Genomic DNA, 17,465 nt, shown 5'->3' with positions numbered 1-17,465 from the left:
TCACCGCGCCAGCAGCGGGCCGAGCTCCCCCAGCGAGTCGAGGAAGGCATCGGCGTCCACCTCGCGCACCGGCTCGCCATGGTTGTAGCCGTAGGTCACCAGCAGCACCGGACAGCCCGCGGCGCGGGCCGCGGCCGCGTCGTTGCCCGAATCCCCGATCATCCAGGTGGCCGCGGGCGGGGTGCCCAGCGCCTCGCAGGTCTTGAGCAGCGGCAGCGGATCGGGCTTCTTGCGCTCGAACGCGTCGCCGCCGAACACCAGCTCGAAGTCGCGAGCCAGGCCCTTGGCGGCCAGCAGCTCGCGCGCGAACTCGCCCGGCTTGTTGGTCACGCAGGCCAGGCGCACGCCGGCCGACCGCAGTTGCGCGATCCCCTCCGGGACGCCGGGATAGACCTGCGCCCAGCGGCCGTTCAGTCCGCGGTAGGCACCCTGGTACAGGTCCCAGGCGCGGTGATACAGGTCGCGCGGCGCGCCCACATGGGCCAGCGCCTGCCGGATCAGGTGTTCCGAACCCTTGCCGATGAAGCCGGACACCACGCCGGCCGGCAGCTCGCCGAGGTGCAGCGCGCGCAGCATGGCGTTGAGGGCGGCGGTGAAATCGCCGAGCGTGTCGACCAGGGTTCCGTCGAGATCGATGATGGCCGCCTGCGGCGGCTGCGGGAAGGACGCGGGCATCCGGCCGAGGATAGCGGCTCGCCCGAAACAAAAGCCAGGGCGGGTGCCCTGGCTCGGTGGAAACGCCAAAAGCGCTTCAGCGGCTGCGGCGGCTGCTGCTGCCTTCGAAGCCGCCCGCGTCGCGGTCCGCATGCGCACGCATCCACCCGGATGACGCCGGACGGATCGACCGCATCGGAGACCAGTCCTCGGCGGTGCGGATCGGGCTGCCGGTGGGGACTTCGCGCTGGCGCTCCGGATCCATCGACGCGAATCCGCGTCCGGTACTGCCGGTGCGAACGGTGCCTTGGGAAGGGGATGCCATGGGGGGGAAACTCCTGTCGAAACCGTGGCCGGGGAGCCCGGCCACGCCGTCATTCAAGCCCGCGTCCCCCGCCGCAGGAGTCAGCGAAGCGGGCCAGCCCGCGTAGGATTTGTCCCACGTACGGCCGAGCGAAAGCCGACGGCTCAGGCAGGCACCTGCTCCACCAGCGCGCGGGCCCAGTGACGGTGCTTCGCGATCGCCGCGATGAAGTCCTGCGCCATCTGCAGGCGGGCGGTGGGTTCGTTGGTGCCGATCACCACGCCGGCCGGCATGGGCGCATCCTCCAGCGCGACGCCGACCGAGCGCAGGATCTCGACCGACTCGCCGATGATGCACAGCGGCTTGCAGTGGCGATAGGCCTCCAGCACGAAATGCCTGGCGTCGCCGTCCTTGAGCAGCGCCTGGGCCGAGGCCGCCCCCGCCGGCACCAGCACCGCATCGAACATCACCGAGGGCATGTTCTGGAAGGTGTGGTCGATCGGGACCTGCTGGCCGGAGGACGACGCGACGAAGCCCAGGTGCGCCGCGACGACCTTGGTGCAGGCGCCGGCGTCGAGCAGGGCCTGCTGCACCACCTTGTAGGCCCCCAGTTCCACGCCCGGCGCCATCACGATCGCCACCCTGCGGGTCTGGATGCTGTTGCCGTTGCCTTCCATGCTGAGGGACGGCGCGGCTTCCAGCGGCGGCTTGCCCTTCGGCTCGCGGAAGCCGGCCTGGCCGGCGGCCGCCTTGGCATCGGGCGGGCCGATGCCCAGGGGCTCCGCCACCTTGCGCGCGAGCCGCGCATCCACGTGCGCGAGGTTGTCCACCAGGCGCTGGCGGATCGCCGGCGTCTCCACCCGCGACAGCTCGAACTGGAAGGCGGAGATGATGTGCTCCTTCTCCGCTGCGCTCTGGCTGTTCCAGAACAGCGTGCCCTGGCTGAAGTGGTCGTCGAAGCCGGGGCTGCGCCGCCGCACCTTCGGCGACTCCATGTCCTCGGAGACGGTCTGGAAGCCCTGCTCGCCGCCGTCGACGCGGAACTCCGATCCGCTGCCCAGGGTGTTGGGCTCGTAGGAAACGCGGCCCTTGGGGATCGTCATGCGGCCCACGCCGCCGCGCTGGAAGTTGTGCACCGGGCACACGCCGCGGTTGATCGGCAGCTCGTGGTGGTTGGGGCCGCCGAGCCGCGCGAGCTGGGTGTCGGTGTACGAGAACAGCCGTCCCTGCAGCAGCGGGTCGTTGGTGAAGTCGATGCCGGGCACGAGGTTGCCCGGGTGGAAGGCCACCTGCTCCACCTCGGCGAAGAAGTTGTCGGGATTGCGGTTCAGGACCAGCCTGCCGACCCAGGAGATCGGCACCGCTTCTTCCGGCAGCAGCTTGGTCGCGTCCAGGAGGTCGAAGCCGAGCTTCTCCGCGCGGTCCTCGTCGACCAGCTGCACGCCCAGCTCCCACTCCGGATGGTCGCCCCGTTCGATCGCCTCCCACAGGTCGCGGCGATGGAAGTCGGGGTCGCGCCCGGCGATCTTCTGCGCCTCGTCCCACAGCAGCGCGTGCTTGCCCAGCTTGGGCTTCCAGTGGAACTTGACGAAGTGCGACTGGCCGCGCGCGTTCACGAAGCGGAAGGCATGCACGCCGAAGCCGTCCATCATCCGGTAGCTGCGGGGCAGCGCGCGGTCCGACATCAGCCACATCAGCGCATGCGAGCTCTCGGGCATCAGCGACATGAAATCCCAGAAGGTGTCGTGCGCGCTGGAGGCCTGCGGCATGTCGTGGTGCGGCTCGGGCTGCATCGCATGCACGAGGTCGGGGAACTTCATCGCGTCCTGCACGAAGGCCACCGGCATGCTGCTGCCCACGAGATCGTAGTTGCCCTCGCGGGTGTAGAACTTCACCGCGAAGCCGCGCACGTCGCGCACCGTGTCGGCCGATCCGCGCGCGCCGGTCATGTTGGAGAAGCGCACGAACACCGGCGTGCGGCCGCCCACTTCCTGCAGGAAATCGGCCCTGGTGTATTCCACCAGCGGCCGGGTCAGCTCGAAGTAGCCGTGCGCCGCGGCCCCGCGCGCGAACACCACGCGCTCGGGGATGCGCTCGTGGTCGAAATGGGTCAGCTTCTCGCGCAGGATGAAGTCCTGCAGCAGGCTCGGGCCGCGCAGGCCCGCCTTGAGCGAGTTGTGGTTGTCGGGCAGCACCACGCCCTGGTTGGTGGTGAGGACGTTCTCCGGTCCCTGCGTGAAGGCTTCGAGCTGTTTCTGCCGGTTCGTGACCGCGTCGGCCGCTTTCGCTTTGCGTGAGCCCTCCGTGCGGGAAGAGGCCATGTATGACTCCTGGGTGGCCGGGTCGAGAAAAAGGGAAAGGGAAAAGGGGCGCGTTCGCGGCTGGCTGACGCGCGCCCGGCGGTCAGCTCGGGTCGAGGTCGAACACGGCTTCGAGCATGCGGACGAGCGCGGCTATGGCCACCACGCCGACCGTAGCGGCGGCGGTCCACGTCAACCACGCGGGGACAACAACAGGTGCGAGCTCCATCCGCTTGACTCCCTTGCATGCTTATCGTTGCCGCATTGGAGCAAGCCTCAGCCGGGCACCCCGTAGCCCTGCAGCGGGCGAGTTTGTGAGTCGCCGCCGCCTGCGCCCGTAGGACGCTTCCCACAGTGGCATGAGAATCCCGCCGTCTTCCGGATCGCCGGCACGCCGTTCGGCGCGGCCGCGTCCTACCGCCGCGCCGCGCTCCGCGCCGCACCATGCGGACAAGGAGAACACGCATGAGCGACCGCAAGGAAGAACGGGACGTGGAAGTCCAGCCCGGCCCGGGCAAGACCATCACCGCGCAAGGCGAGAACCAGGCGCCCAAGGCGCGCATGCCGCACGAGCGCGACGAATCGGACGACAGCCAGGCGGCGGAGAACGCCGGCGCTCGCCGCATCGGGCAGATCGCGCACGACGACGTGGCCGAAGGCCTGCAGGACACCAGCAAGTCGCAGGAACTCGACGCGACCTACCACCGCGTGCGCAACGACGCGGAGAAGCCCGGGCGCGGTTGACGCGTCCGGCGCCGCGCCGTCAGCCGCGCAGCTGCGCGCGCATGCCGTCGATGACGCCCTTGTAATCCGGCTTGCCGAAGATCGCGCTGCCGGCCACGAAGGTGTCGGCGCCGGCGGCCGCCACGCGCGCGATGTTCTCGGCCTTGATGCCGCCGTCGACTTCCAGCCGGATGTCGCGGCCGCTCGCGTCGATGCGCTTGCGGGCCTGCTCGATCTTGCGCAGCGCCGAATCGATGAAGCCCTGGCCGCCGAAGCCGGGGTTCACGCTCATGACCAGCACGAGGTCGATGTCGTCGATCACCCAGTCCAGCCCGTCGAGCGGCGCCGCCGGATTGAAGGTGAGCCCCGCCTTGCAGCCGGCCGCCTTGATCGCCTGCACGCTGCGGTGCACGTGCGTGGACGCGTCCGGGTGGAAGCTGATGTAGTCGGCCCCGGCCTCGGCGAACGCCTGCGCCAGCGCATCGACCGGCTGCACCATCAGGTGGACGTCGATCGGCACCGCGCTGCCATCGGCCTTCTTCGCGTGCGGCTTGAGGGCCGAGCAGATCATCGGGCCGAAGGTGAGGTTGGGCACGTAGTGGTTGTCCATCACGTCGAAATGGATCCAGTCGGCGCCCGCCGCGATCACGTTGCGGACCTCTTCGCCGAGGCGGGCGAAGTCGGCGGACAGGATGGACGGTGCGATGCGGAAGGTGCGCGTGCTCATGCCCGGATTGTCGCCGACGCAGCCCGGCCTTCCGGTGCGGTTAGCATTGGCCCCATGCCCCGTTATGCCTTCCAGGTCCAGGTGGAGCCCCGCTACCTGCCGGAGCAGTCCTCGCCCGCGCAGGGCCTCTGGAGCTTCGCCTACACCATCACCATCAGCAACACCGGCGAGGTGCCGGCGCAGCTGATCTCGCGCCACTGGATCATCACCAACGAGCTCGGCGAGGTCGAGGAGGTCAAGGGCCTCGGCGTGGTGGGACAGCAGCCGCTGCTGCGGCCCGGCGAGTCCTTCGAGTACACCAGCGGCTGCCGCCTGCGCACCGCCAGCGGCACCATGCGCGGCAGCTACTTCTGCGTGGCCGAGGACGGCGAGCGCTTCGAGGTCGACATCGCGCTGTTCATGCTCGAGGACGGCAGCAGCCGCGTGCTGCACTAAGAACCCTGGAAGGTCGCCGCAAGCGGCTTTTCGGTGATCCCCTTTCCGGAGATTCGATGGATGAAGTGATGGTCATCTGGGCCGAGTGGGTCAAGCCCTCGGCCGGCCTGCCCACGGTGCAGTGGTCGCTGCTGCTCGCGGTCGCGGCTGCCGCGGGCCACCTGCTGCAGCGGCACACCGGCCTGCCCAAGGTCGTGGGCTACTCGCTGGTGGGCACGATCGCCGGCCTGGCCGGCTTCTCGGGTGCCGCCTGGCCCCTGCAGGGCGTGGCGCTGTTCCTGCTGGAACTCGGCGTGGCCGCCGTGCTGTTCGAGTCGGGTGGCCGCATCGCGCTGCGCTGGTTCCGGCACAACCCGATGGTGCTGCTGCAAAGCCTGCTGGAATCGGTGCTCACCGCGATCGTCGTGTACTACGTGCTGCGCTGGCTGGACGTGCGCGCCAGCGTCGCCGAAGGCGTCGCGCTGATCTCGATGGCCGCCTCGCCCGCCGTCCTCAGCCGCGTGATCATGGACACGGGCGCGGCCGGCCCGGTCACCGAGCGGGCGATGGTGCTGTCCACGCTGAACACCTTCTACGCGCTCACGCTGGTGGCCGCCCGCGCCGGCACGCTGCACCGCGAGGAGACCACGTTGTTCGCGACGCTCTACCCGGTGGCCGTGGTGCTGGGCATCTCCTTCATCGTTGGCGCGCTGCTGGCGCTCGCCACCCGCTCGGCGCTGCGCTTCATGAGCCCCACCAGCGAGAACACCTCCATCCTGTTGATTTCGCTGATCGCGGCCTGCACCGCGCTGGCCGCGGCCTTCGGCGGTTCGGCGCCGCTGGCGGCGCTGATCGGCGGACTGATGCTCAAGCAGCTGCATCCGCGGCCCTGGGCCTGGACCCGCCAGCTCGGCACCGCCGCCTCGCTGCTCACCATGATGATGTTCGTGCTGGTCTCGGTGGTGGCGGCGAAGGCCGACTGGAACCCCGCCCTGGTGAGCCTGGTCGTCGCCGTCGTCGTGGCGCGCCTCGTCGCCAAGGTGCTGGGCGTGTCGGCCGCCAACTGGGGCAGCGGCCTGAGCTGGAAGCAGGCCGTCTGGACCGGCTGCGCGATGAGCTCCATGTCCGCCATCGCGCTGCTGCTCGTGTCGCAGTTCATCGCCTCCTCGATCACCATCGGCCCGCGCATCGCGAGCATCGCGCTGCCCGCCATCCTGCTGATGGAAATCCTGGGCGCGATCATCGCCACCTTCGCGATCTACAGGGCGGGCGAGAGCGTCAAGCCCTGGGAGCCGCACGGCACCGGCGTGCCCGCGGGAGAGCTGCGTGGATAGGCGCGTCGAACCGGTGATGGAAGCGCCCGCGGCCGCCCCGGCGGCGGCGCCCGTGCTGGAACCGTTCCAGCACTCGCAGGCGCTGTCGCTCGGCGTCGAGCTCGAGCTGCAGCTGGTCAACACCCACGACTACGACCTCGCGCCCTACTCCGACGAGATGCTGCGGCTGATGGCGAAGATGCCGCTGCCCGGCGCGGTGGTGCCGGAGATGACCTCCAGCATGATCGAGGTGTCCACCGGCGTCTGCCACTCCAGCGCGGAGGTCCTGGGCCAGCTCACGCAGATGCGCGACGCGCTGGTGCGCTGCGCCGACAAGCTGAACATCGCCTGCGTCGGCGGCGGCACCCACCCCTTCCAGCAGTGGCACGAGCAGCGCATCTACGACCGCCCGCGCTTCCGCCAGCTGTCGGAGCTGTACGGCTACCTCTCCAAGCAGTTCACCATCTTCGGCCAGCACGTGCACATCGGCTGCCCGGATGCCGACTCGGCGCTGCTGATGCTGCACCGGATGTCGCGCTACATCCCGCACTTCATCGCGCTGTCGGCCAGCTCGCCCTACGTGCAGGGGCAGGACACGCAGTTCGATTCGGCGCGGCTGAACTCGGTGTTCGCCTTTCCGATGTCGGGCCGTGCGCCCTACACGCTCAGCTGGGACGAGTTCGGGAAGTTCTTCGCCAAGACCACGCGCACCGGCGTGGTCAAGAGCATGAAGGACTTCTACTGGGACATCCGGCCGAAGCCGGAGTACGGCACGATCGAGATCCGCGTGTTCGACACGCCGCTGACCATCGAGCGCGCCGCGGCGCTGGCCGGCTTCGTGCAGGCCCTGGGCAGCTGGTTCCTCACCGAGCAGCCGTTCACGCCCCAGGAAGACGACTACATGGTCTACACCTACAACCGCTTCCAGGCCTGCCGCTTCGGGCTGGAGGCGGTGTACGTGGAGCCGGAAAGCGGCGAACACCTGCCGCTGCGCGAACACATCCTGCGCACCATGGACAAGGTGGAGCCGCATGCGCGCCAGCTCGGGGCCGGCGCGGCCATCGAGCAGCTGCGCGCGAGCGCCGATCGCGGCGCCAACGACGCGCGCTGGCTGCGCGAGACCCACGCGCGGGAGCGCCTGCTGGCCGAAGTGGTGCGGCAGGCCGCCGAGCGCTTCCGCGGCCGCGGCGCGCGTTAAGCTCCGCCCGTGGGTGAATTCGACCTGATCGCGCGTTACTTCACGCGCCCCGTGCGGCGCAGCCCGCTGGGCGTGGGCGACGATTGCGCCTTGCTGCAGCCCGCGGCGGGCATGCAGCTCGCCGTGTCCACCGACCTGCTCGTCGAGGGCCGCCACTTCCTGTCCACGGTCGACGCCGGCCGGCTCGGGCACAAGTCGCTGGCCGTCAACCTGAGCGACCTCGCCGCCTGCGGCGCGCGGCCGCTTGCCTTCACGCTGTCGCTGTCGCTGCCGCAGGTCGACGAAGCCTGGCTCGCCGGCTTCGCGGCCGGCCTGTTCGCGCTGGCCGACGCTCACCAGTGCGAACTGGTCGGCGGCGACACGACCCGCGGGCCGCTGTGCATCAACATCACCGTCTTCGGCGAGGTGCCGGCCGGCGCCGCGCTGCTGCGCTCGGGGGCGCGGCCGGGCGACGACCTCTGGGTGAGCGGCACCCTGGGCGACGCCCGGCTGGCGCTGGAAGCGTTCCGCGGCACGGTGTCCTTGCCGCAGCCAATGTTCGAATCCGCACGCCTTCGCCTGGAACAGCCCGAGCCGCGCGTGGCGCTCGGCTGCGCGTTGCGTGGCATCGCGACATCCGCCATCGACCTCAGCGACGGCCTGCTGGGCGACCTCGGGCACGTGCTGGCGCGTTCCGGCGCCGGTGCGACCGTCGAGACCGCGGCGGTGACGCCGCTGCTGGCCGCGACCCGCTCCGGCCTGCAACTGCCGCTGGAGCAGCTGCAAGCCCTGGTGCTCGCCGGCGGCGACGACTACGAGCTGGCCTTCACGGCGCCCGCCGACCAGCGTGCCGCGGTCGAAGCGGCCGCCGCGCAGGCGGGCACCCCGGTGACGCGCATCGGCCGCATCGATGCCGAGCCCGGACTGCGCCTGCTGGATGCGCAGGGCCGGGCGCTCGAACGCCGCTTCGCCAGCTTCGACCACTTCGCGACGTGAGCAAGGCCTGGCTGCTCGCGCTGGCCCTGCTGGCCGCGCCTTGCGTGCAGGCGGAGTCCTTCCGCGGCACGGTCACCCACGTCACCGACGGCGACACGCTGTGGGTGCGGCCGGCCACCGGCGGCCAGCCGGTGGAGCTGCGGCTGCTGGACCTCGATGCGCCGGAAGGCTGCCAGTCGTTCGGCGCGGAATCGCGCACCGCCCTGCGCGAGCGCGTGTTGCACCAGCAGGTGCGGGTGCGTACCCGCGGGCTGGACGACTACCGGCGGCAGCTGGCGAAGGTGGAGCACCGGGGCGAAGACGTCGGCGGCTGGATGGTGCGCCACGGCTATGCCTGGTCGATGACCTTCCGCGGCAAGTCCGGCCCCTACGCGCCGTTGGAGGCGAAGGCGCGCCGCGAGAAGCGCGGCCTGTGGGCGCTGCCCGGCGCGCTGGATCCGCGCAGTTTCCGCAAGCGCTTCGGCCGCTGCCAGTAGGAGTCCGGGCGAGCTGCCGCTACCATCGCTCCTGCATGTCCGAAACCGTCCTCGCCGTCCCCGATACGCTGCCGCCGCGGCTGCCCACCGTGGGCTTCATGTTCTCGCATCCCGCGCACCTCGTCGCGCTGGGATTCGGCTCCGGCCTGTCGCGCGTCGCGCCCGGCTTCTGCGGCACGCTGTGGGCCTGGATCGCCTTCCTCGCCATGCAACACTGGCTGGCACCGGCCCGCATCGGCGAAATCATCCTGTTGTCGCTGCCGCTCGCGTGGTGGGCGTGCACCGTCACGGCCCGCAACATGCGCGTGATGGACCCGCAGTCCATCGTCTGCGACGAGATCGTCTGCTTCTGGATCGTGCTGTGGCTGGTGATGCCCGCCGGCTGGCCGGGGCAGCTCGCCGCCTTCCTGCTGTTCCGCTTCTTCGACACCTTCAAGCCCGGCCCGATGGCCTGGGCGGACCGCCGCTTCAAGGACGTGGGCTGGCGCGGCGGCTTCGGCATCCTGGCCGACGACCTGCTGGCCGCCTTCTGCACGCTGCTGGTGCTGGCGTTCTGGAGGCATTTCGCGTGAGCACACCAGCCCTCGTCGAAGAGCTCGCGCAGGCCCTGCTCGCGCGCGGCTGGATGCTGGCCACGGCGGAGAGCTGCACCGGCGGCATGATCGCCGCCGCCTGCACCGACCTCAGCGGCTCCAGCAACTGGTTCGAGCGCGGCTTCGTCACCTACTCGGACGTGGCCAAGACGGAGCAGCTGGGCGTGGCTCCCGCTCTCGTCGCGCAGCACGGCGCGGTCAGCGAGGTGGTCGCGCGGGCCATGGCGTTCGGCGCCGTGCGCCACTCGAAGGCGCAGGTGAGCGTGGCCGTCACCGGCGTCGCCGGCCCCACGGGAGGCAGCGCGGAGAAGCCGGTCGGCACCGTCTGGTTCGGCTTCCAGGTGGACGGCCAGCTCACGAGCGAGACGCGGCGCTTCGACGGCGACCGCGCGGCGGTGCGTTCCGCCACGGTGGTGCACGCACTGGAAAGGCTTTTGCATCTGATCGGCTAGGAGGTCCGTGATGGAGTGGTTCGAAGGTTTCGAGGCTCGCCACCTGCTGCTGCCCGGCGGCTCCATCCACGTGCGCACCGGCGGCAACCCCGACCGGCAGCCGCTGCTCCTGCTGCATGGCTTCCCGCAATCGCACGCGATGTGGCACCGCGTCGCGCAGGCCCTGCGCCAGGACTTCTTCCTGGTCCTCCCCGACCTGCGCGGCTACGGCGATTCGATGAAGCCGCACGGCGATCCCGACCACGCGAACTACAGCAAGCGGGTGATGGCGCAGGACATGGTGGACCTGATGGTCACGCTGCAGCATCCCACCTTCTTCCTGTGCGGCCACGATCGCGGCGCCCGCGTCGCGGCGCGGCTCGCCCTGGATCATCCGCAGCGGGTGCGCAAGCTGGCGCTGGTCGACATCGCCCCGACGCTGGACATGTACGAGTCGACGGACATGCGGTTCGCCCGCGCCTACTACCACTGGTTCCACCTGATCCAGCCGGCGCCGCTGCCGGAAAAGATGATCGGCGGCGATGCGCGCTTCTACCTGCACACGAAACTGGGAGGCTGGGGCGCGGGCGGCCTCGGCCACCTGGAGCCGCGGGCGCTGGCGGAATACGAACGCTGCTTTTGCCGCGCCGAATCCATCCACGCCGCCTGCGAAGACTACCGCGCGAGCGCAGGCATCGACCTGGAGCACGATCGCGAAAGCCGCGCACGATCGCGGCGCATCGAATGCGACATGCTGGTGCTGTGGGGGGCGAAAGGCCTGGTCGGCCGGGTGTTCAAGCCGATCGCGCTATGGCAGGCGCAGTGCGCGGGCGCGGTCGGCGGGCAGGAGATGCCCGCCGGGCACTTCATTCCCGAGGAACTGCCCGGGCCGACGGCCGATGCGCTGCGCGGCTTCTTCGCTTGACCAGCCGCGGCAGCAGGAACATCCGGCGCAGCCCGTCCGCGGCGCAGGCGGCGGTGGACTTCATGTCGTGGCCGAGCGCGGCCAGCTCCTCGTCGATCTCCTCGATGCGGTCGCTCCCGCGCCCCGTCTGCATCTGCTCCAGGGCCAGCACGGTCCGCAGGGCGAGCAGGTTGCGCACCAGGCGGGCATTGCATTCGTCGTTGGAGGAGGCGGGCTTCACGGCGGCACTTTCGTTGGAATGCTCCAAGCATCACACGTGCCCGTACCGCGGCTTGTCGGAAGGAAGCGGGTCTGCCGTTGGCGGCCGCCTACCTCCGGCGTAGTACCCCGCCTCAGTGCGGCAGGCGGTCCGCGGCGGTGACCTCCAGGCGGGCCAGCCGCTTCCTCATGCGGAGCACCTCGTCGTCCTTGCTCAACAAGGTGCAGCGATGCGCCACGGCGAGGTCGATGAACTTCTGGTCGTCCGGATCGCCGCAGGTCACCTCGGCCTTGGCCGGCACGTCGACGAGCTGCGCGTGGCGATCAAAGTCGGCCAGCACGTGGCCGGGTTCGCCGCGGTGGAAGGCGATGCGCGGGGCCAGCTTCGGATAGCCGAGCACCCGCGCCAGTTCTTCGCGCATCGCCGCCGTGGCGATCCAGCGCAGGCGGCCGGCGAGCAGCCCGTCCGAGAGCGGCTGCGCGCGCGGGTCGCGGAAGACCAGCAGGTCCAGCACGATGTTGGTGTCAAGAACCAGCTGCATCGCGCGCGCGGGCCGAACCCGAAACCATGTCGAAGCGGAACAGGCGGCACTCGATCGGCCCGTTCCACATGGGCACGCGCCGCGACTCCTTCAGGCGCATGCGCGTGGGCAGCTTGGGATCGGGCACCAGCACCCAGCCGGTCCAGCCGGCGTAGTTCTTCTTCCAGTGCGAGGCGAGCTGGGTGAAGAAATCGCCGGCCTCTTCCATCTGCGCGCGTTCGCGCCCGCCGCGCCCCGCCCCTGCGACACCGCCGACCTCGATGCGCTCGCCGTACGGAGGATTGAGCAGCATGATGCCGGGCGTGTCGGTGGGCGGCATGCGCTGCAGCGCGTCGCCGCCGCGCAGCTGCACGGCGTGCTCGACGCCCGCGCGCTGCGCATTGCGCTGCGCGAAGTCGACCATGCGGAAAGCGACGTCGCTGCCGAACACCGGCGCGGTGGGGGCGCGCCGCGCCGCCTGCGCCTCGGCCTTCAGCGCCGTCCAGTCGGCGGCCGCGTGCTGCCGCAGGCGCTCGAAGCCGAAGCGGCGCAGCAGGCCCGGCGCGACGTTGCACGCGACCTGCGCCGCCTCGATCGCGATGGTGCCGCTGCCGCAACAGGGGTCGTACAGCGGGACGGTCGCGTCCCAGCCGCTGGCCGCGATCATCGCGGCGGCCAGGGTCTCCTTCAGCGGCGCCTCGCCCTTGTCCTCGCGCCAGCCGCGCTTGAACAGCGGCTCGCCCGAACTGTCGATGTAGAGCGTGACGGTCTCGGCGGCGAGGTGGGCGAAGATGCGCACCGCCGGCCACTGCGTGTCGACGTCCGGCCGAACGCCTCCGCGCGCGCGGAAGCGATCGGCGACCGCGTCCTTGATGCGCAGCGCCGCGAAGTTCAGGCTCTTGAGCGGGCTCTGGTGCGAGGTGAGCTCGATCTTGAAGCTGTCGCGCGGCGTGAACCACTCTTCCCAGGCGACCGCGGCGGCCGCCTCGTAGATGTCCTGCTCGGCGCGATACGGCCCGTGCCGCAGTTGCACCAGCACGCGCTGCGCAAGCCGGCTGTGCAGGTTGAGCTTCATCACCTCGGCCCAGCCGGCCACCAGCTGCACGCCGCCGCGCGCGGTGCGCAAGTCGCGCGCCGCCGCGCCGCAGATGCGCGCCACTTCTTCGGAGAGATAGGTTTCGACCCCGCCCGCGCAGGGCAGGAACAGTTGCAGTTGGAGTTGCATCAGAGCGCCTTGCGCAGGTTGGCCGGGGCGATCCGCAGCGCCTCGCGGTATTTGGCGACGGTGCGGCGCGCACACTCGATCCCCTGCTCCTTGAGCATCTCGGAGATCTGGCTGTCCGACAGCGGCTTCCTGTCGTCCTCGGAAGCGACGAACTGCTTGATCAGCGCGCGCACCGCGGTGCTCGACGCATTGCCGCCGGTCTCGGTGCCGAGCGCCGAGCCGAAGAAGTACTTCAGCTCGAAGGTGCCGAAGGGCGTGGACATGTACTTGGCCGTGGTCACGCGCGAAATGGTGGATTCGTGCAGGCCCAGTTCGTCCGCGATCTCGCGCAGCACCAGCGGCCGCATCGCGAGTTCGCCGTGGATGAAGAAGTTGCGCTGCCGCTCCACGATGGCGCCCGACACGCGCAGGATGGTGTCGAATCGCTGCTGGATGTTCTTGATGAACCAGCGGGCTTCCTGCAGCCGCTGCTGCAGCGCCTGGTGGCCTTCGCCGCGATGCGCCTTCAGCGCGCCGGCGTAGACGTCGTGCACGCGCAGGCGCGGCATCACGTCGGGATTGAGCTGCACCCGGAAGCCGACGCGCGCGCCGCGGCCGGTCTGCGTGACGATCACGTCCGGCACGATGATGTTGCGCTCGACGTCGATGAAGCGCCGGCCCGGCTTGGGCTCCAGCCGCGTGATCAGCGAGATCGCCGACTTCACGCGCAGCTCGCTGTCGCCGCAGAGCTGGGCGAGCCGCTTGACGTCGCGCTTGGCCAGCAGGTCGATCGGCTGGCGGCACACCTTGATCGCGACGGGGCAGACCTCGTCGTCCGGCGTCGCATCCCGCATCGCCCGCAATTGCAGCGTCAGGCACTCGGCCAGGTTGCGCGCGCCCACGCCCGGCGGATCCAGGCTTTGCAGCAGGCGCAGCGCCACCGTGAAGCGGTGCGCCAGCTCCTCCTGCTGCTCCAGATCGGCGGGCGACAGGCCCGAGGCGAGCGCCTCCAGCGAGTCCTCCAGGTAGCCGTCGTCGTTGAGCGACTCGATCAGGTAGCGCAGCGCCGCGCGATCCAGCTCCGACAGCCGCAGCGCGAGCGCCTGGCGGTGCAGCCAGGACGGCAGCGACTCGTTGCCGCGCGCCAGGTCGGTGGCGTCCACCTCGTCGTCGTCGCCCAGCGAATTGCGCTTGGCGGCCGGCGCATCCCCGCCCCACTCGCCGTCGTCGGGCACGGTCTCGGTGGTGCCGTCGCCGTCCCAGTTGGGGGCGGCATCGTCGCCGAAGTCGGCCGGTTCCGGATCGCTGGCGCCGTTCGGCACGGACGACTCGAGCGGCGCCGCGGCGGTCTCGTAGTCGCCTTCGTCGGCCGGGCGGGCATCGGACTGGGCCGCGCCGAACTCCTCCGCCACCTCGTCGGCCTGCACCTCGAGGAAGGGGTTCTCGTCCAGCATCTGCTGGATCTCCTGGCCCAGCTCGAGCGTCGACAGCTGCAGCAGCCGGATCGACTGCTGCAGCTGCGGCGTGAGCGCCAGGTGCTGCGAGACGCGGAGAGAAAGGCCCTGCTTCATACTGCCAGCAGCGTCCTTACATGCGGAAATGCTCGCCGAGGTAGACCCGGCGCACGTCGGCGTTGTTCACGATCTCGGCGGGCGTGCCCTGCGCCAGCACGTGCCCCTCGCTGATGATGTAGGCGTGGTCGCAGATGCCCAGGGTCTCGCGCACGTTGTGGTCCGTGATCAGCACGCCGATGCCGCGCGACTTGAGGAAGCCGATGATCCGCTGGATCTCGATCACGGCGATCGGGTCGATGCCGGCGAACGGTTCGTCCAGCAGGATGAAGCGCGGTTGCGTCGCCAGGGCGCGCGCGATCTCCACGCGGCGGCGTTCTCCGCCCGACAGCGCCAGCGCCGGCGAGTCGCGCAGGTGGTCCACCCGCAGGTCCTGCAGCAGGGCGGTGAGCCGCTTCTCGATCTCGTCCTTCGACAGGGACTTGCCGTCGGGGCCGTGCTGCAGTTCGAGCACGGCGCGCACGTTGTCTTCGACGTTGAGCTTGCGGAAGATCGACGCTTCCTGCGGCAGGTAGGACAGGCCCAGGCGCGAACGGCGATGGATCGGCATGTGCTCCACCGGGCGGCCGTCGATCGAGATCTCGCCGCCGTCGGCGCGCACCAGGCCCACGATCATGTAGAACGAGGTGGTCTTGCCCGCGCCGTTGGGGCCCAGCAGCCCCACGACTTCGCCCTTGGCGACGGCCAGCGAGACGTCTTGCACCACCTGACGCCCGCCATACGACTTGCGCAGGTGGCGCGCCTCCAGCCGGCTGGCCGCGGCCACTTGCGGTGCCGCGTGCACCGTCTCCGCGTCGCCCATCAGCGGCTCTCCTGCCGCAGCGTGTCCGAAGGCCGCAGGCGGGCGGCCGCCGGCGCGGGCGCATTGCCCGAGACGGCGGCACCACCGGGTGCCGAAGCCGCGCTGCGCGGCGCCAGCGTGGCGCGCACGCGCCCGCCGGGATTGGAGGCGGCCGCGGTGTTGCTGCCGCCGTCCACCGTGAACTGGTCGTTGCCGTTGTCGTAGGTGATCACGGCGCCGCTGGTCTCGTCGTTGACGGCGGTGCCGCGCAGGCGGCGCATCTCCGCGCGGCCGATGAACTTCACCTTGTCGGCGCGGCCGTCGTATTCGATGGTGTCGGCCTCGCCCTCGATGTATTCGTCCACCCCGTCGCGCTTCTGGCGGAAGAAGGCGCGCTTGCCCGCTTCGGCCGTCACCGTGCCGGACTGGTAGCCCTCCGGATCCTGCTTCACCGTCATCTTCGCGCCGCGGATCACGATGGAGCCCTTGGTGACCACCACCTTGCCGGTGAAGACGCTGGTCTGCTGCAGGTCGTCGTAGCGCAGCGCATCCGCCTCCACGTTCATGGGCTTGGTGCGGTCGGCCTTTTCCGCGCCCGCGGACATCGCGGTCAACGCCAGGGCCGCGGCGAGGGCCAGGGAGGCATAGGAGGAGGTTTTCATAGAGGCACGATTCTTGCTGCGGATTGTAGGCCACACAGACGGAAAAAGCCCGCGAGCGCGGGCTTTTCTCGTGAAGCGCGCGGGGGTGCCCGCGCACCGAAGCGTGCTTTTTACTTGGTCTTGCGGGCTTCCGCGATGAGGTAGTCCACCACCTGCAGCATCTTTTCCATGCTGCCGGCCATGGTGGCATCGGTGTACCAGCGGCCGGCGACGCCCAGGGCGGGCACGCCTTCCACCTCGTACTGCTTCTGCAGCTGGCGCGCGCGGCCGGCCTTGCTCTCCACCGCGAAGGAGCCGTAGACCTGCTGGAACTGCTTGGGGTCCAGGCCGTTCTGCTGCGCGAACTCCAGGATCAGCGGTTCGGTGTTGGTGGGCTTGTTCTCGCGATGGATCGCGTTGAACACCTTGCCGTGCAGGTCGCCCAGCTTGCCCATCGCCTCGAGCGTGTAGAACAGGCGCTGCTGCGGCACGAAGTCGTCGCGGAAGTGCACCGGCACGCGCTTGAGGACGACGTCCTTGGGCATGCGCTGCGACCAGCCGACCAGCCTGGGCTCGAAGGCGTTGCAATGCGGGCAGCTGTACCAGAAGAACTCGATCACTTCGACCTTGCCGGCCGGCGCATCCACCGGCGCGCGCTTGTCCAGCGCGCGGTAGTCCTTGCCCTCCTGCGGCGCGCCCTGCGCCAGGGCCTGGCCCGGCAGGCCCAGCGCGGCGGAACCCAGCACACCCGCGGCACCCGCCGCGAACTCACGTCGATCCATTGCTTGTTTCTCCTTGAAGCGAGTCTGAGCCGCGCGCCGGCCGCGGGTTCCCCCGCCCGGCGGCCGCAGCCTACCGCTGGACGCGCACCAGCGCGGTCTCGAATCCGCCGGCGTCGAGCTTTTCCTTCTGGCGGTCGGCGTCGTCCCGGCTGTTGAAGGGGCCCACGCGCACGCGGTAGACCTGCCGGCCCGCCTGCTCGCGTTCGGTCACCCTGGCCTCGATGCCCATGAGGGACAGCTTGGCGCGCTGCGCCTCGGCGTCTTCCGGCGTGCGGAAGGCGCCGGCCTGCACGAAGTAGAGGAAGGGATCGCTGCCGCCGCCGCCCGTGCGGGCCGCGGCGAGGTCGCCCAGCGGGTCGGCCGGCGCCGGACGGCCCGTCACGGCGGGCGCTTCCGGCGGTTTGTCCTTCGCGTCCTTCTTGTCCACGCCGGGCACGGCGGTTTCGGGCGCCTTGGCGGTGGCGGCCGGGTTGGGCGGCACGGTGGGCGTCACGCCCGGCGCCGGCGGCAGCGGCTTGGCCGGGTTCTTGCCGTAAAGCGGCGCGTTCGGATCCCAGTTCTGGTTCTTGCGCGACTCCGCGGCGTCCTGCTCCGCGGAGCGGCTCGGGCCCTTCTGCAGGAAGGGCACCGGCACCTTGGTGACGTACACGGCGACCGCGAGGGCGGCGGCCAGTCCCAGCACCACCCCGATGATGATGCCGACGACGATGTTCCCGCGTTGCTTCTGTTTCATG

The 17,465-nt window shown here is 70.4% G+C and carries 22 protein-coding genes; 9 read left to right on the top strand and 13 right to left on the bottom strand.

Annotated elements, in window-relative coordinates; all coding sequences use genetic code 11:
- The 4 genes from gph to VF522_RS07440 all read right to left on the bottom strand — a co-directional run bounded on the left by gph (nt 1) and on the right by VF522_RS07440 (nt 3,487).
- On the bottom strand, nt 1-675 hold the full coding sequence (gene gph / locus VF522_RS07455; RefSeq protein ID WP_330907603.1) for a phosphoglycolate phosphatase: 675 nt from the start codon (nt 673-675) through the stop codon (nt 1-3).
- Between the two features lie 76 nt (nt 676-751).
- Complete coding sequence (locus VF522_RS07450; protein ID WP_330907602.1) at nt 752-979, bottom strand: hypothetical protein; 228 nt, start codon at nt 977-979, stop codon at nt 752-754.
- Nucleotides 980-1,122: 143 nt separating this feature from the next.
- A complete protein-coding gene (locus tag VF522_RS07445; protein WP_330907601.1) occupies nt 1,123-3,279 on the bottom strand; it encodes a catalase in 2,157 nt (718 codons plus the stop codon).
- Between the two features lie 82 nt (nt 3,280-3,361).
- Nucleotides 3,362-3,487 carry a hypothetical protein gene (locus VF522_RS07440; protein ID WP_330907600.1) on the bottom strand — a complete coding sequence of 42 codons (126 nt, stop codon included), beginning with the start codon at nt 3,485-3,487 and terminating at the stop codon, nt 3,362-3,364.
- Between the two features lie 236 nt (nt 3,488-3,723).
- Here VF522_RS07440 and VF522_RS07435 point away from each other — a divergent pair, with 236 nt between their 5' ends.
- Nucleotides 3,724-4,002 carry a hypothetical protein gene (locus VF522_RS07435; RefSeq protein WP_330907599.1) on the top strand — a complete coding sequence of 93 codons (279 nt, stop codon included), beginning with the start codon at nt 3,724-3,726 and terminating at the stop codon, nt 4,000-4,002.
- Nucleotides 4,003-4,021: 19 nt separating this feature from the next.
- Here VF522_RS07435 and rpe read toward each other — a convergent pair whose 3' ends face one another.
- Nucleotides 4,022-4,708: a ribulose-phosphate 3-epimerase gene (rpe, locus tag VF522_RS07430; RefSeq protein WP_330907598.1), complete on the bottom strand. Its 687-nt coding sequence runs from the start codon at nt 4,706-4,708 to the stop codon at nt 4,022-4,024.
- A 54-nt stretch (nt 4,709-4,762) separates the two neighbouring features.
- On the opposite strand from rpe, the gene apaG reads away from it, so the two are divergent.
- From apaG to VF522_RS07390, 8 genes are read left to right on the top strand one after another with little or no spacing between them, the layout of a single operon-like run.
- Complete coding sequence (gene apaG / locus VF522_RS07425; protein WP_330907597.1) at nt 4,763-5,143, top strand: Co2+/Mg2+ efflux protein ApaG; 381 nt, start codon at nt 4,763-4,765, stop codon at nt 5,141-5,143.
- Nucleotides 5,144-5,199: 56 nt separating this feature from the next.
- The gene (locus tag VF522_RS07420) at nt 5,200-6,456 is read left to right on the top strand and encodes a cation:proton antiporter (RefSeq protein ID WP_330907596.1); all 1,257 of its coding nucleotides are present in this window, start codon (nt 5,200-5,202) and stop codon (nt 6,454-6,456) included.
- A 16-nt stretch (nt 6,457-6,472) separates the two neighbouring features.
- Nucleotides 6,473-7,633 carry a YbdK family carboxylate-amine ligase gene (locus VF522_RS07415; RefSeq protein WP_330907615.1) on the top strand — a complete coding sequence of 387 codons (1,161 nt, stop codon included), beginning with the start codon at nt 6,473-6,475 and terminating at the stop codon, nt 7,631-7,633.
- A 9-nt stretch (nt 7,634-7,642) separates the two neighbouring features.
- Nucleotides 7,643-8,608 (top strand): thiamine-phosphate kinase, encoded by a 966-nt coding sequence (gene thiL / locus VF522_RS07410; protein WP_330907595.1) that lies wholly within the window; start codon nt 7,643-7,645, stop codon nt 8,606-8,608.
- Nucleotides 8,605-9,084, top strand: a complete 480-nt coding sequence (locus VF522_RS07405; RefSeq protein ID WP_330907594.1) for a thermonuclease family protein — start codon at nt 8,605-8,607, stop codon at nt 9,082-9,084. The genes thiL and VF522_RS07405 overlap by 4 nt, the downstream gene beginning before the upstream one ends.
- 35 nt (nt 9,085-9,119) lie before the next feature.
- Nucleotides 9,120-9,656, top strand: a complete 537-nt coding sequence (locus VF522_RS07400; protein WP_330907593.1) for a phosphatidylglycerophosphatase A — start codon at nt 9,120-9,122, stop codon at nt 9,654-9,656.
- Nucleotides 9,657-9,709: 53 nt separating this feature from the next.
- Nucleotides 9,710-10,129, top strand: coding sequence for a CinA family protein (locus tag VF522_RS07395; RefSeq protein ID WP_330907614.1), 420 nt, complete (start codon nt 9,710-9,712; stop codon nt 10,127-10,129).
- A 10-nt stretch (nt 10,130-10,139) separates the two neighbouring features.
- Nucleotides 10,140-11,033 carry an alpha/beta hydrolase gene (locus VF522_RS07390; protein ID WP_330907592.1) on the top strand — a complete coding sequence of 298 codons (894 nt, stop codon included), beginning with the start codon at nt 10,140-10,142 and terminating at the stop codon, nt 11,031-11,033.
- Here VF522_RS07390 and VF522_RS07385 read toward each other — a convergent pair.
- The 8 genes from VF522_RS07385 to VF522_RS07350 form a co-directional block, all read right to left on the bottom strand.
- Nucleotides 10,975-11,253, bottom strand: a complete 279-nt coding sequence (locus VF522_RS07385; RefSeq protein ID WP_330907591.1) for a hypothetical protein — start codon at nt 11,251-11,253, stop codon at nt 10,975-10,977. The genes VF522_RS07390 and VF522_RS07385 overlap by 59 nt on opposite strands.
- A 112-nt stretch (nt 11,254-11,365) precedes the next feature.
- Nucleotides 11,366-11,773, bottom strand: coding sequence for a putative toxin-antitoxin system toxin component, PIN family (locus VF522_RS07380; protein ID WP_330907590.1), 408 nt, complete (start codon nt 11,771-11,773; stop codon nt 11,366-11,368).
- Entirely contained in the window at nt 11,757-12,977 is a 1,221-nt protein-coding gene (locus VF522_RS07375) for a THUMP domain-containing class I SAM-dependent RNA methyltransferase (RefSeq protein ID WP_330907589.1), read from the bottom strand. The genes VF522_RS07380 and VF522_RS07375 overlap by 17 nt, the downstream gene beginning before the upstream one ends.
- Nucleotides 12,977-14,527 (bottom strand): RNA polymerase factor sigma-54, encoded by a 1,551-nt coding sequence (locus VF522_RS07370; protein WP_330907588.1) that lies wholly within the window; start codon nt 14,525-14,527, stop codon nt 12,977-12,979. The genes VF522_RS07375 and VF522_RS07370 overlap by 1 nt, the downstream gene beginning before the upstream one ends.
- Before the next feature lie 16 nt (nt 14,528-14,543).
- The gene (gene lptB / locus VF522_RS07365; RefSeq protein WP_330907587.1) at nt 14,544-15,329 is read right to left on the bottom strand and encodes an LPS export ABC transporter ATP-binding protein; all 786 of its coding nucleotides are present in this window, start codon (nt 15,327-15,329) and stop codon (nt 14,544-14,546) included.
- Entirely contained in the window at nt 15,329-15,970 is a 642-nt protein-coding gene (gene lptA / locus VF522_RS07360; RefSeq protein ID WP_330907586.1) for a lipopolysaccharide transport periplasmic protein LptA, read from the bottom strand. Before lptA ends, lptB begins: the two co-directional genes overlap by 1 nt.
- A 110-nt stretch (nt 15,971-16,080) precedes the next feature.
- Entirely contained in the window at nt 16,081-16,731 is a 651-nt protein-coding gene (locus VF522_RS07355; protein ID WP_330907585.1) for a thiol:disulfide interchange protein DsbA/DsbL, read from the bottom strand.
- A gap of 70 nt (nt 16,732-16,801) precedes the next feature.
- Nucleotides 16,802-17,464: an SPOR domain-containing protein gene (locus VF522_RS07350; protein WP_330907584.1), complete on the bottom strand. Its 663-nt coding sequence runs from the start codon at nt 17,462-17,464 to the stop codon at nt 16,802-16,804.
- Nucleotide 17,465: the final 1 nt, after the last annotated feature.

This window comes from Ramlibacter sp. (assembly GCF_036383835.1).
Taxonomy (GTDB): domain Bacteria; phylum Pseudomonadota; class Gammaproteobacteria; order Burkholderiales; family Burkholderiaceae_C; genus Ramlibacter.
The sequence above is the reverse complement of the archived record's forward strand: the minus strand, read 5'-3'. Positions and strand labels throughout refer to the sequence as shown.

Coding starts and splice junctions, on each gene's coding strand:
- lptA (WP_330907586.1), bottom strand. CDS start 15,970: ATGAAAACCTCCTCCTATGCCTCCCTGGCCCTCGCCGCGGCCCTGGCG.
- VF522_RS07400 (WP_330907593.1), top strand. CDS start 9,120: ATGTCCGAAACCGTCCTCGCCGTCCCCGATACGCTGCCGCCGCGGCTG.
- VF522_RS07395 (WP_330907614.1), top strand. CDS start 9,710: ATGCTGGCCACGGCGGAGAGCTGCACCGGCGGCATGATCGCCGCCGCC.
- VF522_RS07415 (WP_330907615.1), top strand. CDS start 6,473: ATGGAAGCGCCCGCGGCCGCCCCGGCGGCGGCGCCCGTGCTGGAACCG.
- VF522_RS07370 (WP_330907588.1), bottom strand. CDS start 14,527: ATGAAGCAGGGCCTTTCTCTCCGCGTCTCGCAGCACCTGGCGCTCACG.
- VF522_RS07375 (WP_330907589.1), bottom strand. CDS start 12,977: ATGCAACTCCAACTGCAACTGTTCCTGCCCTGCGCGGGCGGGGTCGAA.
- lptB (WP_330907587.1), bottom strand. CDS start 15,329: ATGGGCGACGCGGAGACGGTGCACGCGGCACCGCAAGTGGCCGCGGCC.
- apaG (WP_330907597.1), top strand. CDS start 4,763: ATGCCCCGTTATGCCTTCCAGGTCCAGGTGGAGCCCCGCTACCTGCCG.
- VF522_RS07350 (WP_330907584.1), bottom strand. CDS start 17,464: ATGAAACAGAAGCAACGCGGGAACATCGTCGTCGGCATCATCATCGGG.
- VF522_RS07450 (WP_330907602.1), bottom strand. CDS start 979: ATGGCATCCCCTTCCCAAGGCACCGTTCGCACCGGCAGTACCGGACGC.
- gph (WP_330907603.1), bottom strand. CDS start 675: ATGCCCGCGTCCTTCCCGCAGCCGCCGCAGGCGGCCATCATCGATCTC.
- VF522_RS07420 (WP_330907596.1), top strand. CDS start 5,200: ATGGATGAAGTGATGGTCATCTGGGCCGAGTGGGTCAAGCCCTCGGCC.
- VF522_RS07435 (WP_330907599.1), top strand. CDS start 3,724: ATGAGCGACCGCAAGGAAGAACGGGACGTGGAAGTCCAGCCCGGCCCG.
- rpe (WP_330907598.1), bottom strand. CDS start 4,708: ATGAGCACGCGCACCTTCCGCATCGCACCGTCCATCCTGTCCGCCGAC.
- VF522_RS07355 (WP_330907585.1), bottom strand. CDS start 16,731: ATGGATCGACGTGAGTTCGCGGCGGGTGCCGCGGGTGTGCTGGGTTCC.
- VF522_RS07445 (WP_330907601.1), bottom strand. CDS start 3,279: ATGGCCTCTTCCCGCACGGAGGGCTCACGCAAAGCGAAAGCGGCCGAC.
- VF522_RS07380 (WP_330907590.1), bottom strand. CDS start 11,773: ATGCAGCTGGTTCTTGACACCAACATCGTGCTGGACCTGCTGGTCTTC.
- VF522_RS07390 (WP_330907592.1), top strand. CDS start 10,140: ATGGAGTGGTTCGAAGGTTTCGAGGCTCGCCACCTGCTGCTGCCCGGC.
- VF522_RS07440 (WP_330907600.1), bottom strand. CDS start 3,487: ATGGAGCTCGCACCTGTTGTTGTCCCCGCGTGGTTGACGTGGACCGCC.